The organism is Streptomyces sp. RLA012, from assembly GCF_056270325.1.
Window position 1 is genome coordinate 3,656,586 of sequence record NZ_JBWDPA010000002.1, and the last position, 15,849, is coordinate 3,672,434.

Below are 15,849 nucleotides of genomic sequence, written 5' to 3' on the forward strand. Positions count from 1 at the left end.
AGGTTGATCGACGCGTACGAGGAACCGGGGACGCCGGACTGCCGGGGCGGCTGGCGGTATCTGTGGTGGCTGGTCACCCGGCAGCCGGGGCGGTCCCTGGCCGGCGCGCTGATCGCCACCTTGTGGATGGCGCTCCTGGCGTTGCCGCCGTATCTGCTGTCCCGGGCGATCGACGACGGCCTGGAGCCGGGCGACCAGGGCGCGCTGGTCGGCTGGACCGCCGCCGTGCTGGGCCTCGGGGTGTTCAACGCCTGGCTGGGCATCGTGCGGCACCGCATCATGACCAAGCTCCGGATGGACGCCAACTTCCGTACGGTCAAGGTCGTGGTGGGGCAGTCGGCCCGGCTGGGGGCCACGCTGGCCCGCCAGGTCGGCGCGGGGGAGGTCGTCACGATCGGCGTCGGCGACGTCCAGACGATCAGCCAGTCCCTGACCGTGGTCGGCCCCGGCATCGCGGCGATCGCCACCTACGGCGTGGTGGCCGCGCTGCTGTTGTCCGTCTCCGTCCAGCTCTCGGTGGTGATCCTCCTCGGGGTGCCGCTGATCGTCGGGCTCGTCGGCCCGCTGATGGCGCGGCTGCAGGGCGCGGAGACCGAGTACCGCGAACGGCAGGGCGTGCTGACCGCGCGGATCGGCGACCTCGCGGGCGGCCTGCGCGTCCTCAACGGACTGGGCGGCAAGGGGCTGTTCGCGGACGCCTTCCGCCGTGATTCGCAGGAGCTGCGGGCCCAGGGATACCGGGTCGGGGCGACGACCAGCTGGATCCAGGCGCTGGGCATGGGCCTGCCGACCCTCTTCCTCGCCGTCGTGACCTGGCTCGCGGCCCGGCTGGCCGCCCAGGGGGAGATCACCATCGGCCAGCTGGTGTCCGTGTACGGCTATGCCGCGGTCCTCGTGCTGCCGGTGTTCTTCTTCATCCAGAGCGGCTACCAGCTCAGCCGGGCCGTCGTCGCCGCCCGGCGCGTCGCACGGTTCCTGACCCTGGAGCCCGCCGCCGACCGCCCCGACGCACGGGACGCACCCGCCTCCCCGGCGGTGCTGCACGATCCGGACTCCGGGGTACGGGTGCTGCCGGGGCGGCTGACCGCGCTGGTCGGAGCCGTTCCCGCGGAGTCCGAGGCCGTGGTCGACCGCCTCGGCCGGTACGCGGAGTCGGCGGTGACCTGGGGCGGTGCACGACTCGACGAGTTCGCCCTGGCCCAGGTGCGCGAGCGGATCCTGGTCGCGGACAACGAGGCCGATCTGTTCGCGGGCACCCTGCGCGAGCTGGTCTCCGGCCGCCGGGAGCACGACGAGGAGACGATCGCCCGGGCGGTACGCGCGGCGGTGGCTGACGACATCGTCGCCGGTCTGCCCGACGGGCTGGACTCGGCCGTCGACGCGCAGGGCCGCAGCCTCTCCGGCGGCCAGCGCCAGCGCGTACGCCTGGTGCGGGCGCTGCTCGCCGACCCCGAGGTACTGCTCGCCCTCGAACCCACCTCGGCGCTCGACGCGCATACCGAGGCGGCCGTGGCGGCCCGGCTGCGCGCCGCGCGCTCCGGCCGTACGACCGTCGTCACCAGCACCTCACCGCTGATGCTGGACCAGGTGGACACCGTGCACTACCTGGTCGACGGCAAGGTCGCGGCGAGCGGCAGCCATCGCGGGCTGCTGGACGGGGAGCCGGGATACCGGGCGCTGGTCGCCCGTGCCGCGGACGCCCTGGACGGTCCGGAAGCTCCTGACACCACCGATGTCACCGACACCACCGATATCGCCGACACCACCGATGTCACCCAAGGCGTCGACGGCCTCGACGGCCTCGGCGCAGAGGAGGCCGTGCGATGAGCACCCACCTGCCGGTGGCCGAGCCCGCCGAGGTGCGCCGCGCGTCGATGCGGCTGATCCGCGCGGACGGGCGGGCCTTCGCCGCCGTGCTCGGCCTCAACGCGCTGGCCGCCGCGGCCGGTCTGGTCGGGCCCTGGCTGCTGGGCCGGATCATCGACGAGGTGCGGGCCGGGGGCGGTGTGGACGTCGTGGACCGGCTGGCGTTCGTCATCCTGGTGTGCTCGCTGGCGCAGCTGCTGCTGGCGCGGTGGGCCCGGTATGTGGGCCACCGCTTCGGGGAACGGACCCTGGCCCGGGTGCGGGAGGAGTTCGTGCGGCGGGCCCTGTCGCTGCCCGCCTCGGTCGTGGAGCGGGCGGGCACGGGTGATCTGACCGCGCGCGGCACCGCCGACGTCACCCTGGTGGGCAACACCCTGCGCGACGCGGGCCCCGAGCTGCTCATCTCCTCCGCGCAGGCGCTGTTCATCATCGGCGCCGTCTTCGTCATCGACCCGCTGCTCGGCGGCTGCGCGGTGCTCGGCCTGGCCGGTATCTGGGTCACCCTGCGCTGGTATCTGCGCCGCGCGCGCACCGCCTATCTCGCCGAGGGCGCCGCCACCTCGGAGGTCGCCGAGATCCTCGCGGCCACCGCGTCCGGCGCCCGCACGGTGGAGGCGTTCGGGCTGCAGCGGCGCCGGATCACCGCGAGCCGTCAGGCCCTGGAGACGTCCCGCCGCAAGCGGATGAGGACCCTGTTCCTGCGCAGCGTGTTCTTCCCGGCCGTGGAGGTGTCGTACGTCGTTCCCGTGGTCGCCGTGCTGCTGGTGGGGGGCCTCCTGCACGCGCGGGGCGGGACGAGCCTGGGGGCGGTGGTCGCCGCGACGCTGTATCTGCGCCAGCTCGGCGAGCCGCTGGACCAGATCCTGATGCAGGTCGAGCAACTGCAGAGCAGCAGTGCCTCGTTCGCCCGGGTGGAGGGGCTGCGGCGGGCCCCGCGGGCGGTTGCGTCCGGCTCTCCGGTGCCGGTGGACGACCGGATCGACGTGACGGGCGTCCGCTACTCCTACGACCGTGGCGGCGAGGTGCTGCGGGGGGTCGATCTGACGGTGCGGCCGGGGGAACGGCTGGCGGTGGTCGGGCCCTCCGGTGCCGGGAAGACCACCCTGAGCCGGCTGCTCGCGGGGATCGACGCGCCGCGGTCCGGGTCGGTGACGGTGGGGCGCGTGCCGATCGCCGACCTGGATCCGGAGCAACTCCGCCGGCAGGTCGTCCTCGTCACCCAGGAGCACCATGTGTTCCTCGGGACCGTCCGCGACAATCTGCTGATCGCCGAACCGGCCGCCGGTGACGGCGCGTTGTGGGCGGCCCTGGCCGCCGTCGGGGCCGCCGACTGGGTCCGGGAGCTGCCGGACGGGCTGGACACCGAGCTGGGACCCCGCGGCCGGCCGACGGACGGGGCGCGGGCGCAGCAACTCGCCCTGGCGCGGGTGGTGCTGGCCGACCCGCACACCCTCATCCTCGACGAGGCGACCGCGCTGCTCGATCCGGCGACCGCGCGCCACACCGAGCGGGCGCTGGCCGCCGTGCTCGAAGGGCGCACCGTCATCGCCATCGCGCACCGGCTGCACACCGCGCACGACGCGGATCGGGTGGCCGTGATGGAGGAGGGGCTGCTGACGGAACTCGGCACGCATGAGGAGTTGGTGGCGGCCGGCGGTGCCTATGCGGCCCTCTGGCATTCCTGGCACGCCGAGCCACCCACCACCTGACCGTTTCCTCGTCCTCGTCCTCGAACGCCGGACGGGCTGAAGGACCGCGGGCCAGGCGCGCGGTCCTCAGGGGCGCGGGGAACTGTGCGACCGGCCCCCACCGGCCCGCAGCCGAACAACTTCGGGCAGGCCCCACGCGCCCGCTGCCGCACGAACAAGCCAATCCCCCACCCCCGCTCACGGGCCGCGCCCCCATGGATCCCCATGGATCCGCAGGCAACGGCACGCATCCGCGTCATGTGTACGGCGGCAAACCGGTTCGTATACCGAACATGACCACCCGGACAACGGACGAATTCCGGCCAAGTTGATGACGCGGTCCTGACAGGAAGCGATATCTCCTGCCACTCTTCCCACGGCCCCTTCACAGCAACCCCACAGCATCGCGCCGTGTCGCGGCCGTCGACCCCCCACGCACCTGGTTCCGCGTTCCGCCCTGTTCTGCCCGGACGGGTACCCACCCCGCCCGGATCCCCACTGGCCGCGCGAGCCGTGGCCACGCAGAAGGAGTCAGCGTTGAGCAGCAGTTCCTCCCACAGACGCACCTCCCACACCACCCAGCGCCGTGTCGCGGCCGTCGCCCTCGTCGGCGTCTCCGCCCTGCTGGCCGCGGCCGTCCAGTCGGGCGCCGCGAGCGCGGCCCCCCAGAAGCCCTCCCTGGGCAAGATCGACCGCGGCTCCCTCGCCGTCCAGCTCACCCCCTCGCAGCGCGCCGAGCTGATACGCGACGCCGACGCCGCCAAGGCGGCCACCGCCAAGGACCTCGGCCTCGGGGCCAAGGAGAAGCTCGTCGCCCGTGACGTCATCAAGGACGCCGACGGCACGGTCCACACCCGCTACGAGCGGACGTACGAGGGCCTCCCGGTCCTCGGCGGCGACCTGGTGGTCGACACCACCAAGGCCGGCCGGACCGAGCGGGTCGTCAAGGCGACGCAGGCCACCCTCAAGGTCGCCTCGCTCACGCCCGCCATCGCCGCGTCGAAGGCGGAGAAGCAGGCCCTGTCCCTCGCCAAGGCCGACGGTTCGAAGAAGACCGACGCGGACCGGGCGCCCCGGAAGGTGATCTGGGCCGCCTCCGGCAAGCCGACCCTGGCGTACGAGACGGTCGTCGGCGGCTTCCAGGACGACGGCACCCCGAACCAGCTGCACGTCATCACCGACGCGGCCACCGGCAAGAAGCTCTACGAGTACCAGGGCATCGAGACCGGTATCGGCAACACCCAGTACAGCGGCCAGGTGACGCTGACGACGACGCAGTCGGGCTCCAACTTCACGCTGAACGACAGCGCGCGCGGCGCCCACAAGACGTACAACCTGAACCGCGGTACGTCCGGCACCGGCACCCTGTTCTCGCAGACCACCGACACCTGGGGCAACGGCACCACCTCGAACACCGCGACCGCGGGCGCCGACGCGCACTACGGCGCCGCCGAGACCTGGGACTTCTACAAGAACTCCTTCGGCCGCAGCGGCATCAAGAACAACGGTGTCGGCGCGTATTCCCGGGTCCACTACGGCAACGCGTACGTCAACGCGTTCTGGGACGACAGCTGCTTCTGCATGACGTACGGCGACGGGGCCGGCAACGCGGACCCGCTGACCTCCATCGACGTGGCCGGCCACGAGATGAGCCACGGTGTCACCTCCAACACCGCGGGCCTCAACTACAGCGGCGAGTCCGGCGGTCTGAACGAGGCGACCTCCGACATCTTCGGCACCGGCGTCGAGTTCTACGCCAACAACTCCTCCGACGTGGGCGACTACCTCATCGGCGAGGAGATCGACATCAACGGCGACGGCACCCCGCTGCGCTACATGGACAAGCCCAGCAAGGACGGCGGCTCGGCGGACAACTGGTCCTCCAGCGTCGGCGGTCTCGACGTGCACTACTCGTCCGGTGTCGCCAACCACTTCTTCTACCTGCTGAGCGAGGGCAGCGGCGCCAAGGTCATCAACGGCGTCAGCTACAACTCACCGACCGCCGACGGCCTCCCGGTCACCGGCATCGGCCGCGACAAGGCCCTGCAGATCTGGTACCGGGCGCTCACCACGAAGTTCACCTCGACCACCAACTACGCGGCGGCCCGCACCGGCACGCTCGCGGCGGCGGGCGAGCTGTACGGCACGACGAGCGCCGAGTACACGGCGGTGCAGAACGCCTGGGCGGGCGTGAAGGTCGGCGCGCGTCCCGGCGGTGGCGGCGGCACCGGTACGTCGTTCGAGAACACGGCCGACGTATCGATTCCGGACAACGGCGCGGCCGTGACGTCGTCGGTCGCGGTCACCGGGCGCACCGGCAACGCCCCGTCGAACCTTCTGGTCGACGTGGACATCACCCACACCTGGCGCGGAGACCTGGTCGTGGATCTGCTGGCCCCGGACGGCACGGTGTACCCCCTGAAGGCCTTCAGTTCCTCCGACTCGGCGGACAACGTCCAGGAGACCTACACCGTCGACGCGTCCTCCGAAGTCGCCAACGGCACCTGGAAGTTGAGGGTCCAGGACAAGGCGGCGCAGGACACCGGCTTCATCAACAGCTGGAAGCTGACGTTCCTGTAGACCGCGAGTGAACGCGCCACAAGGACAGGGCGCCGCCCCGGGGTCCGACTCCCCGGGGCGGCGCCCTCTTTGCCGTGCCATGACCCTGCTTTTGTTGCCGCTTGACCAAGATCGAAATCCGCGGAGCGAGCGACGATCTTCATCCATCAGACGCTTTTCGGCCAAGATTTAACCCCCCTCATGACATGTACGCGTCTTGGATGTCACTCTTCCACCGCACGGCTCACCCGCACCGCAACTTCGCACCTTCCGTACGGCCACCCCACGCCGTCCGGTCGCCCCCACAAGAGGAGATTGCGTGACCCCCCTCTACGCGCGTCACAAGCGCACCACTCTGGCCATCGCCACCGCTGTCGCGGCCGGAGCACTGCTCGCCACCGGTCTGACCACCGGTGCCTCCGCCCAGGCCGAGCCCGCCGCCACCGCGGCCAAGGCGAAGCTTCCCGGCGCCCAGGTCCAGCTGTCCGCCGCCGCGCGCACCGGTCTCATCCAGAAGGCCGACGCGGCCACGACGGAGACCGCCCGGCAGATAGGCCTCGGCGCCCAGGAGAAGCTGGTCGTCAGGGACGTCACCCAGGACGCGGACGGCACGGTGCACACCCGGTACGAGCGCACGTACAACGGACTTCCGGTCCTCGGCGGCGACCTGGTCGTGCACGAGTCCAAGGCCGGCAAGACCGAGGGCGTCACCAAGGCCGTGACGACGGCCATCAAGGTGGCCTCGCTGAAGCCGCAGGTCACCACCGCGAAGGCCGAGAAGCAGGCGCTGACCGCCGCGAAGTCGGCCGGCTCGGAGAAGACCACGGCCGACCGCGCCCCCCGCAAGGTGATCTGGGCCGCCTCCGGCAAGCCCACCCTGGCGTACGAGACGGTCGTCGGCGGTCTCCAGGACGACGGCACCCCCAACGAGCTGCACGTCATCACCGACGCTGCCACCGGCAAGAAGCTCTACGAGTACCAGGGCATCGAGACCGGCACCGGCAAGACCCTCTACTCGGGCACGGTCACCCTCAACACCACCCTGTCGGGCTCGACGTACCAGCTGACCGACGGCACCCGCGGCAGCCACAAGACGTACAACAAGTCGCACACCACCACCACCTCCGCGGGCACCCTGTTCACCGACGCGGACGACACCTGGGGCACCGGCGCGGCCTCCAGCTCCACCACCGACCAGACCGCGGCCGCCGACGCCGCGTACGGCGCGCAGGTGACGTGGGACTTCTACAAGAACACCTTCGGCCGCAGCGGCATCAAGAACAACGGCGTCGCCGCCTACTCACGCGTCCACTACGGCAACGCGTACGTCAACGCGTTCTGGGACGACAGCTGCTTCTGCATGACCTACGGCGACGGGTCGGGCAACACCCACCCGCTCACCTCGATCGACGTGGCCGGCCACGAGATGAGCCACGGCGTCACCGCCAACACGGCCGGTCTGAACTACTCGGGCGAGTCCGGCGGCCTGAACGAGGCGACCTCCGACATCTTCGGCACGGGCGTCGAGTTCTACGCGGCGAACTCCTCCGACGTGGGCGACTACCTCATCGGCGAGAAGATCAACATCAACGGCAACGGCACCCCGCTGCGCTACATGGACCAGCCCAGCAAGGACGGCGGCTCCGCCAACTACTGGTCCTCCAGCGTCGGCGGTCTCGACGTGCACTACTCGTCGGGTGTCGCCAACCACTTCTTCTACCTGCTGTCCGAGGGCAGCGGCGCGAAGACGATCAACGGGGTCGCCTACAACTCCCCGACGTACAACGGCTCGACGGTCACCGGCATCGGCCGCGCCAAGGCCCTGCAGATCTGGTACAAGGCGCTGACGACGTACATGACGTCGACGACGAACTACAAGGCCGCGCGCACGGCCACGCTCTCGGCGGCGTCCTCGCTGTACGGCTCCACCAGCACGGAGTACGCGACGGTGGCGGCGGCCTGGACCGCGGTCAACGTGAGCTAGCACCCGCAGGGCCCTCGGGGCTCGGCAAAGCGCTTGGGCGGTACCCGGAGAGAAGGCACTTCCGGGTACCGCCCTACGCTGTTCTCCATGGTCTCCCGGGGCAATCCCTTCACATACGACGACGTGGGCGCGACGCGCGACGGCCGCTGCCCGCCGGGGTTCCGCCCCCTGCACATACGCACCCGCGTGGGTGAGGGCGAGGCGGTCTTCCGTGCGGCGTCCGACGCGGTCATGACCTGGGGGCTGCACCGGGCGGTCGGGGTGGGCATATCCGCCACCGCCGACAAGGCGGCCCCCGGAGTCGACGTCACCGTCGGGCTCGGCCCCCTCAAGGCACCCTGCCGGGTGGTCTGGACGGTCGAGGAGTACCGCCGGGCCGGCTGGGCCTACGGCACCCTGCCCGGCCACCCCGAGTGCGGTGAGGAGGCCTTCGTGGTCGACCGCACCGGCGACGGCACGGTCTGGCTGACCATCACCGCCTTCAGCCGCGCGGCCAAGTGGTACACCCGGGCGAGCGGCCCGGCGACCCGCGGGCTCCAGCACGCGTACGCACGGCGGTGCGGGGTGGTGCTGCGCCGGTTGTGCGCGGGGCTGGAGCCGTAGCACACCAGTCGGCGTCGGGAGCTGACGGTCGGCCGTCGGCTACCCGGCGAACCCTTGGAGGAACGCAAGCCACGCCCCGACGTACACCGTGATCACCGGGCCCCGGGGTTCTTGCTGTCCCGTACCGGCACGACACCGGGGAAGCCATCGGCGACCTCGACACACGAACCGCCCTCCGCGTTGCTGTACGACGACTTACAGCAGCGAGCGGAACGCTGATCACGCGTGCTGTTCATGGTGTGTACTCCTCCACGAGTCGGCCGATGAAGGTGCGGGACGCCTCCGTCGTCGGTGCTGGGCTTGCCCAGGCGCTTCCACGCCTTCGGTGACAACGCCTCCTCTTGGTCTGCCTTGCGCACCACCGCGCGGGTGTCCCCGACGCCCATGGAGTCTTCGAGTGCCTTCATAGCGGCGGTGACGGGCCGAAGACGGACCAGTGCCTGGAGACGTTTCGGTGCGCCGAGCCAACGGCGGTTGCCGCCACCCGCGCCGCCTTGCGGTACTCCTTGGCCTCGTCCGGGCGGTTGTTCCGGGCGGGTTGTTCCGGGCGGCTGCGGCAGCGGCCTCCACCGCCGGACCGCCCCACACCGCGTAGCAGACCGGCGCGGCCCCGGTGATCTTCGGCTCTACCGCGTCCATGCTCTGGGCAGCGATCCGTTCCCCCTTGTCCAACCGGCCCTGACGCACCGGCAGCCAGCACATGCCGCCGACGCCCGAGCCGGCCGCGAGCATGTCTCCGCTCACAGGGCGTCGAACTCGTCGTCATCAAGGAACTCCTCGGCCACGCCCACATCGGCGTCACCGCCGGCGTCTACGCCCACGTCCGACTCCGCCTCCAACGGGACGCCATCGATCTCCTCGGCCACTCCCTCCGCAGCCCCGCCGAGACCACCGGCCAGCCCGACGACGGCGGCTACCCGCCGCTTTGCGCAGCGCCCGTCCGCTGACGTTGCCGTCAACTACTGCCGTCAGACCACGCTGAAGCCCCACCAGGTGATGCCTGACGCTGTTGGAGAATCCGCTGCTACGGACACCCTCCTCGGAACCGTGAACACTTAAACGAGTAAGTGTTCACGGTTTCCGGCACCCATGGGGTGGGACCGACATCACCAAACGGATTCGCCAACAGCATCAGGTGATGCCTGGCGGGGCTCCAGATTTGCCCGGTGCGACTCGCGATTCTCGCCTCGGCCAGTTCCTTCCAACCAGAGCGGCACCCGATCCGAGAGCGCCTCGAACCGCAGCCCAGATCAGGCCGAGATATCCGCCTGCGGCACACACGGCCCACATGGTGCCGCTCGGGGCGAGAGCACGATGTCACCGGGGTACGGGTCTGCCGAGGAACCAGCGGATCGGCTGCCGGGGAACACACGGCCCGGCAGCCAGGTGACGGCCAGGGAGGCGGCGGTCACGTAGGACACCGCGCAGCAGGGCCCGCGCCGGGGGGCCGAGGTCCCAGGGCTCGTGAACCTGGTTCGCCCGATGCCTCCGGGGTGGGCATTCACCATGCCGAGCATGTCGGATGTGCCGTCGAGCATGTCCCCTTCCGCATGCTCGGCTTCCATTCACACGAGTGGAGGGCGCCACTCCGCCCAGACTTCCTTGCCATCGCTCGTACGGCGCCCGTTGATGAGGAGGCAGTGCCCCCACTCGTCGGCGTACGCCCGCAAGAGCCAGAGTCCGCGCCCGTTCTCGGCATCGGGCCCCGGCCCGCACCCCGGGCCCTCCCGCGGCGGGCACGGACTGCTGTCCCACACGCTCAGCCGCAACCGCCCACCGACACGCACCAGCCGCACGGCGACGGGATCCCGCGTACAGGCGAGGGAGTTGGTGACGAGCTCGGAAGCGACGAGTTCGGCGTTGTCCAGGACGACGTCGCGCACGCGATACCGACTGAGCACAGCCCGCACATGCGCACGGACGATGCCCGGTCCGAGGGGCGAGTGGGGAATCCGAAGGGCGTACTCCCAGTCGGCGTCGAGCGGAGATTCAGCGAGGTCTTTCAGGGCGAGTTCGGCCATGCCCGTAACTCCTCATCGGGGTACGAAGGTTGGATGGGCGAGTCGGGCGACAGGGACGGCGGTGGCTCTGCCGCCACTGCGCTGCTGTGCGCGGACAGGGCGGTGCACTTCCAAAAATCCCGGTGCCACGGTGGGTAGTCGGCGTGACACTGAAACTAGATGAAGCGGAGTAGGGTTACTACCGCTTCCGTCAAACAACTACCCTGACGAGTGAGAGGACGGCGGAATGCCACCAAGGCCGACAGCGACCGTACGACAACAGCGCATCGGCGCTGAGCTGCGCAAACTCAGAGAGCGAGCAGGCCTCACAGCCCGCGAGGCGGGAGAACTGCTCAGCGTCAACGCCGCGCGCATCAGCTCCATCGAAGCCGGACGCTTCGGCGTCAGCGCGGACCGGGTCCGAATGTTCGCCCACAACTACGGCTGCTCGGACGAGCCGTACATCGAGGCACTCTCAGCCATGACGGCAGGGAGAGGGCGCAGTTGGTGGGACGAGTACCGCGAGGCCCTGCCCTCCGGGCTACTGGACCTCGCCGAGCTGGAACACCACGCGACAGCGATCCGCACCGCACAAGTCGCCCACATCCCGGGCCTCTTCCAGACCGTCGACTACGCGCGCCTGATCTTCAGGCAGTCCATCCCCAGGCTGCACCCGCCGGAAATCGAGTACCGCGTCACGCACCGCATCAAGCGGCAGGGCATCCTCTTCTCGGACCACCCGACCCCCTACACGGCGATCATCCACGAGGCCGCCCTGCGGATGCGCTTCGGCGGCCGGAACGTGACACGCGAACAGTTGAAGCACATCGCCGAGATGAGCGAGCGCGACCACGTGACGGTCCTCGTCATCCCCTACGAAGCCGGTATCTTCCCCGGCGCCGGACAGACCGTGCTGTACGCAGAAGGCCCCGTCCCCCACCTGGACACCGTGCAGCTCGACGCCGAACATGGGTCCGTATTCCTCCATGCGGATCTCCAATTGGACAACTACCGCACGTTCATGACCCACTTCGAAGCGGTGGCCCTCAAGGAGTCCGCCTCCCGCGACCTGATCCAAGAGATCATCAACGCCCTCTGAAAGGCCCCGAAGTGCCCACCCTCCACTGGCAGAAGTCGACCTACAGCAGCGAGGGAAACAACTGCCTCGAACTCGCCACCGCCCCCGACGGAACGATCCGCCTCCGCGAATCCGACGACCCCACCATCACACTCACCATACGAACACCCAGCCTCGGCTCCCTCCTGGCAGTCACCCGCCCGACAGCCCCCCGCGACAGCACGTGAACGACCCTCGCGCGGCGGCGCGGGACGGCCCGAAGGCTGACTGGAAGCCGTGGCCACTTCGCTCGCGATGGCCTGCCCCCGCCCAGCACACGCGACCACCATGGCGACCACGGTGGGCCTGGCGAGCAAGCAGGACCGGCGCAAATGAGTCGGTGGAGGTCGAGTCGACGCTGTGGCCACGCAGGACTCCAACGCGCCGCTGACGCTCGTACTCGTGCTCGGGTGAAGAAGATCGCGGGGCAGCCGGGCCGAGCTGAATGCGCGCGCGGCATCGATGCCGCCCGTGATGAGCCCCGCTGCTGCGCCATCGGAACGTGCTACGCCAAGCGGCTCTCTCCGCTGACACTGGCGTACATCCAGTCCGTACTCAAGTCCGCACTGGAACATACGAGAAGAGGAGATCCCCCGCCACGTGGCGCGCCACGTCCGCACCGGCGCACCACGGTCGCGCCGCTTCGAACCGCTCACCGCCGAAGAGGCCCGCGCGTTCCTCGCCGCGACCAGCACCCATCGGCTGAACGCACTGTTCGAACTCGCTCTGCACAGCGGGCTGCGCAAGGGCGAACTCCTCGGCCTGCGCTGGGAAAACCTCGACCTGGCCGGCGGAACCGCCGGCATCCGCCGCACTCTCCAGCGCACCAACTCCGGCGGCCCGACCGCCCTCCCGACCAAGACCCAGAGTTCCGAACGGCGCATCGCCCTGCCGACGCCGTGCCTGCGCTCCCTGGAACAGCATCGCCGTCGGCAGCGCCAGGAACGCGAAGCGGCAGGCAAAAGCTGGCAGGACAGCGGCTACGTGTTCACCCGGTCCAACGGTGCCCCGATCGATGGAGCCACCCTCACCCGGCACTTCACCGCCCTGCTTCACCGGGCCAGGCTCCGCCGCATCCGGTTCCACGATCTCCGCCACTCGGCGGCGACCCTCCTCCTGGAGCAAGGGGTGGAACTCGTCGTAATCAAGGAGCTCCTCGGCCACGCCCACATCGGCGTCACCGCCACCGTCTACGCCCACGTCCGGCTCCGCCTCCAGCGCGACGCCATCGACCCCCTCGGCAACGCCCTCCGCGGCCCCGGGGAGACTGTCAATCGACCCGCTGGAGGCGACGAACCGCCCCTCTGCGCCGCACCCGTCCGCTGACGTTGCCGTCAACTACTGCCGTCAAACACCCCAGAGGCCCCACCGGAGCATCATTCCGGTGGGGCCTCTGGGGTTATCTGGACTGCTATCGACGCGGGATTCTTCCCCCGCTGGACAGCCACGCCTCGTGTCAGAGTTCAGCGTTTCATCTGGAGAGACGGGGAGTTTGCCGACTCAATCTGCAACCGATCTGTCGATTATTGGCAGATCTCGCTATTTCTTCGAGATCATCGAAATCCCGCCGCTCGCAAGCGAGAACATCCGGACAAGAACCTTCCGAACGTCCGGGTCTCGATCGATCCGAGCCAGCGATTCGAATCTCTCCGGAGCAAGGTCGAGCGTAGCAATTCCGCCCGCCTCCCTGCCATCTACTGTCGAGAACAGTACGAGGCATCGGTATGCCCGCAGAGCGCCTCCTCGTTCTTCACGCATCAGCGACTGGAGGACAACAGCTTCCTCTTTCACCTGGCTGCGAACCGCGTCCACCGAGGACCATCGAGTCGCCCAGCCTCGATCCTCCGCTTCCGACTGGATCTCAAGCAGCGTATTGAAACTGATCTGACAGACCCGGAAGTCTGGATCAGCCGAATGGATCATAGACATCAGAGCGCTACTCCCCGCCGAGGACGTCGATACGGATTGGCGTGTCTGGGTCGATACGCCCGTCTTTGATTCTTGTTTGGAGTTCGTCCCAGCGATGGTGACCTCCAAGAATCGTCCCGCCACGCGAGACAAGAATCCCTTCTCCTTCAGCGGCGTTGTTGATCCCGTCCAGAAGGTTCTCGTTGCTCAATTCCTCGTGATACCACTGCGATGCCGGATCCCGCGTCGATTGCCCCTCGGTGTATTTATCACCGAGATCGCCAGCCCTCTCGTTACGCGCCGAGAACATCGGGCAACCGTCAGAAATGTGAACGAGGACCGGCGTCTTGCCCGCCAGCACATAGTACGTATGCAGGTCGTCAACAGTGAGGTTGTACGTGGTCGCGTGCTCGGTGTAGGCCCGGTTCGCCGTGACGACGACGGTGTCGCCGTCGTCGGTCAGCAGGGTCATGCCGGGCTTGAGGGCACCAGCTTTGACCCATCCGTTCTCGGACGGTGACCAGAAGGGGTGTTCGTGGGTTGCCGTCAGGTGTTCTACGCCGTCTTCCGTGGCGATGGAGAGCTCGTTGAAGTACTTGTCGCCGTTGGTGACGATGAGGCGGGTGACCTCACGCGGGCCCGCCTCGCCGGTTTCGGGGTCGGTGGCCTGGACCTTGTCACCGATGCCGACGTCCTCGACGTCCTCGATGTCCTTGGTCGTCCCGTCGGCCATGAGGACGTCGGTGCCGGCGAGGAAGCACTTGCAGGGAACCCCGACCCCGTCCGCCTTCTTCCCCGCGTCAGCAGCTTCCTCGACCGCCTCCTCGCCCTTCTTCAGCTTGCCGAGCTTCAGCAGCTTGAACGCCTTCAGCCACGGAAGGTCGGCCAGCGCCGACCCGCAGTCCATGCTGACCCCGGGATTGTGCGCGCATCCGCTCCACGCGTCCACGTCCGGCAGGACGACCGAGACGACGAACTTCACCGCCGTCAGCCCCGGGTCATTCACCGCCGTGTCGTACGGGCCGAGCGTGGGTGCGGCCTGGGGGCTGGGCGAAGGTGTGGGCCGGCCGTTGCCGGTCTCACCGGTGCTGTTCGTGTGGGCCGTACCACCACCACCCCCACCGGACGAGCCACACGCGTCGGTGAGCACGTAGTAGCAACCGCTACCGCCCGCACCACCGCTACCGCCAGGCTTGGTGGTGACGCCGCCGCACGGGTTCTGGAGGACGAAATAGCACCCGCTGCCGTTCGCGCCGCCGCTGCTTCCCTGGTCAGCGGGGTAATTCAGCCCCGTGGGGTCGGACTGGGTGACGGGACTGTTGCCCGAGTAGCTGTAGCCGTTGAGGGACTGGTGCTGGTCGAGTGACAGGATCGGGTCGACGCTGATGAACTGGCCGATCGACGGGTCGTACTCGCGCGCCGACGTGAGTCACGGCCGTCGACTCGTCGGCCGGCTTGCCCAGGAAGGCCTTGTCGGCGGGCCAGGCAGTCGCCTTAGTAACCGGGAACCGCCGAACGGCGTGCTGTAGCGGTTCGTGATCGCGTACGTACCCCGCACCCCAGGCGACGTTCGACGTGCCGTGATGGTCCGCCGCGAGAAAGCTGAGCTTCGTGCCCGTGGTGCCCGTGGTGCCCGAACCGCAGTACGGCACGCGATGGTCTGGCCGTTGGCCGCGTAGTACCGAGTACCCGACAGGGTCTCGCCACAGCGCGGAATCCGTGCGCCGGCGTGCATCGTTTGTGTGGGCAAACGCCTCGTACAGCTCGGCCTCCCCCGCTCCCGTTGCTGATCCGCACCTGTGTGCCAGTCAGTCCAGAGCCTGATTCTCACCAACGAGGGCAGGGGCGCAAGCTCGGTGCCTACCTGACAATTCCCGCAGAAGGCACCGAGCCCGACCGGAGGTCAGAGAGCGAAAGGCTTATAAGCCAGAGCCGCATCCACAACCCGTTCAGCAGAAAGCGGAGGGTCGGAATAGAATATCAAGTCGCTAACCCTCGGGTGCGCAACATTCCTCTCCAAGAGGCGCAGCATCTGATCATCCTCTTCTTCCGAAGCACCCTCGGCAGCCATGATCCTCTCCACGAGCCGGATCAGCTCCTCGCGCGACATCGACACAGGGACCA

11 protein-coding genes and 4 pseudogenes are annotated in these 15,849 nt (G+C 69.1%); 9 read left to right on the plus strand and 6 right to left on the minus strand.

The window, feature by feature from the left end; translation table 11 throughout:
* The first annotated feature begins 3 nt into the window (after positions 1-3).
* From RV986_RS16510 to RV986_RS16530, 5 genes are all read left to right on the plus strand, one after another.
* A complete protein-coding gene (locus RV986_RS16510; RefSeq protein WP_475924297.1) occupies positions 4-1,827 on the plus strand; it encodes an ABC transporter transmembrane domain-containing protein in 1,824 nt (607 codons plus the stop codon).
* Complete coding sequence (locus RV986_RS16515) at positions 1,824-3,575, plus strand: ABC transporter ATP-binding protein (RefSeq protein WP_475918141.1); 1,752 nt, start codon at positions 1,824-1,826, stop codon at positions 3,573-3,575. Before RV986_RS16510 ends, RV986_RS16515 begins: the two co-directional genes overlap by 4 nt.
* A gap of 516 nt (positions 3,576-4,091) precedes the next feature.
* Positions 4,092-6,134 carry a M4 family metallopeptidase gene (locus RV986_RS16520; RefSeq protein ID WP_475918142.1) on the plus strand — a complete coding sequence of 681 codons (2,043 nt, stop codon included), beginning with the start codon at positions 4,092-4,094 and terminating at the stop codon, positions 6,132-6,134.
* A gap of 298 nt (positions 6,135-6,432) precedes the next feature.
* Positions 6,433-8,097 carry a M4 family metallopeptidase gene (locus tag RV986_RS16525; RefSeq protein ID WP_475918143.1) on the plus strand — a complete coding sequence of 555 codons (1,665 nt, stop codon included), beginning with the start codon at positions 6,433-6,435 and terminating at the stop codon, positions 8,095-8,097.
* Between the two features lie 87 nt (positions 8,098-8,184).
* On the plus strand, positions 8,185-8,700 hold the full coding sequence (locus RV986_RS16530) for a DUF1990 family protein (RefSeq protein WP_475918144.1): 516 nt from the start codon (positions 8,185-8,187) through the stop codon (positions 8,698-8,700).
* Between the two features lie 92 nt (positions 8,701-8,792).
* Here the strand turns inward: RV986_RS16530 and RV986_RS16535 are convergent, their stop codons facing one another.
* The gene (locus RV986_RS16535; RefSeq protein WP_475918145.1) at positions 8,793-8,936 is read right to left on the minus strand and encodes a DUF397 domain-containing protein; all 144 of its coding nucleotides are present in this window, start codon (positions 8,934-8,936) and stop codon (positions 8,793-8,795) included.
* Positions 8,937-9,434: 498 nt separating this feature from the next.
* Between RV986_RS16535 and RV986_RS16540 the strand changes: the two are divergent.
* A pseudogene (locus RV986_RS16540) lies at positions 9,435-9,647 on the plus strand (site-specific integrase); the annotation flags it as partial.
* Positions 9,648-10,265: 618 nt separating this feature from the next.
* Here RV986_RS16540 and RV986_RS16545 read toward each other — a convergent pair.
* A complete protein-coding gene (locus RV986_RS16545; protein ID WP_475918146.1) occupies positions 10,266-10,721 on the minus strand; it encodes an ATP-binding protein in 456 nt (151 codons plus the stop codon).
* Between the two features lie 226 nt (positions 10,722-10,947).
* On the opposite strand from RV986_RS16545, the gene RV986_RS16550 reads away from it, so the two are divergent.
* The 3 genes and pseudogenes from RV986_RS16550 to RV986_RS16560 all read left to right on the plus strand — a co-directional run.
* Positions 10,948-11,799 carry a helix-turn-helix domain-containing protein gene (locus tag RV986_RS16550; protein ID WP_475918147.1) on the plus strand — a complete coding sequence of 284 codons (852 nt, stop codon included), beginning with the start codon at positions 10,948-10,950 and terminating at the stop codon, positions 11,797-11,799.
* Between the two features lie 11 nt (positions 11,800-11,810).
* Complete coding sequence (locus RV986_RS16555) at positions 11,811-12,005, plus strand: DUF397 domain-containing protein (protein WP_475918148.1); 195 nt, start codon at positions 11,811-11,813, stop codon at positions 12,003-12,005.
* A gap of 258 nt (positions 12,006-12,263) precedes the next feature.
* Positions 12,264-13,143, plus strand: a pseudogene (locus RV986_RS16560) (tyrosine-type recombinase/integrase); the annotation flags it as partial.
* A 213-nt stretch (positions 13,144-13,356) separates the two neighbouring features.
* On the opposite strand, the gene RV986_RS16565 reads toward RV986_RS16560, so the two are convergent.
* The 4 genes and pseudogenes from RV986_RS16565 to RV986_RS16580 all read right to left on the minus strand — a co-directional run bounded on the left by RV986_RS16565 (position 13,357) and on the right by RV986_RS16580 (position 15,835).
* Positions 13,357-13,746, minus strand: a complete 390-nt coding sequence (locus RV986_RS16565) for a hypothetical protein (protein WP_475918149.1) — start codon at positions 13,744-13,746, stop codon at positions 13,357-13,359.
* A gap of 7 nt (positions 13,747-13,753) precedes the next feature.
* Positions 13,754-14,491 (minus strand): annotated as a pseudogene (locus RV986_RS16570) (polymorphic toxin-type HINT domain-containing protein); the annotation flags it as partial.
* A gap of 579 nt (positions 14,492-15,070) precedes the next feature.
* A pseudogene (locus RV986_RS16575) lies at positions 15,071-15,124 on the minus strand (hypothetical protein); the annotation flags it as partial.
* Between the two features lie 504 nt (positions 15,125-15,628).
* Positions 15,629-15,835: a bacteriocin immunity protein gene (locus RV986_RS16580; protein ID WP_475924298.1), complete on the minus strand. Its 207-nt coding sequence runs from the start codon at positions 15,833-15,835 to the stop codon at positions 15,629-15,631.
* Between the last annotated feature and the right edge of the window lie 14 nt (positions 15,836-15,849).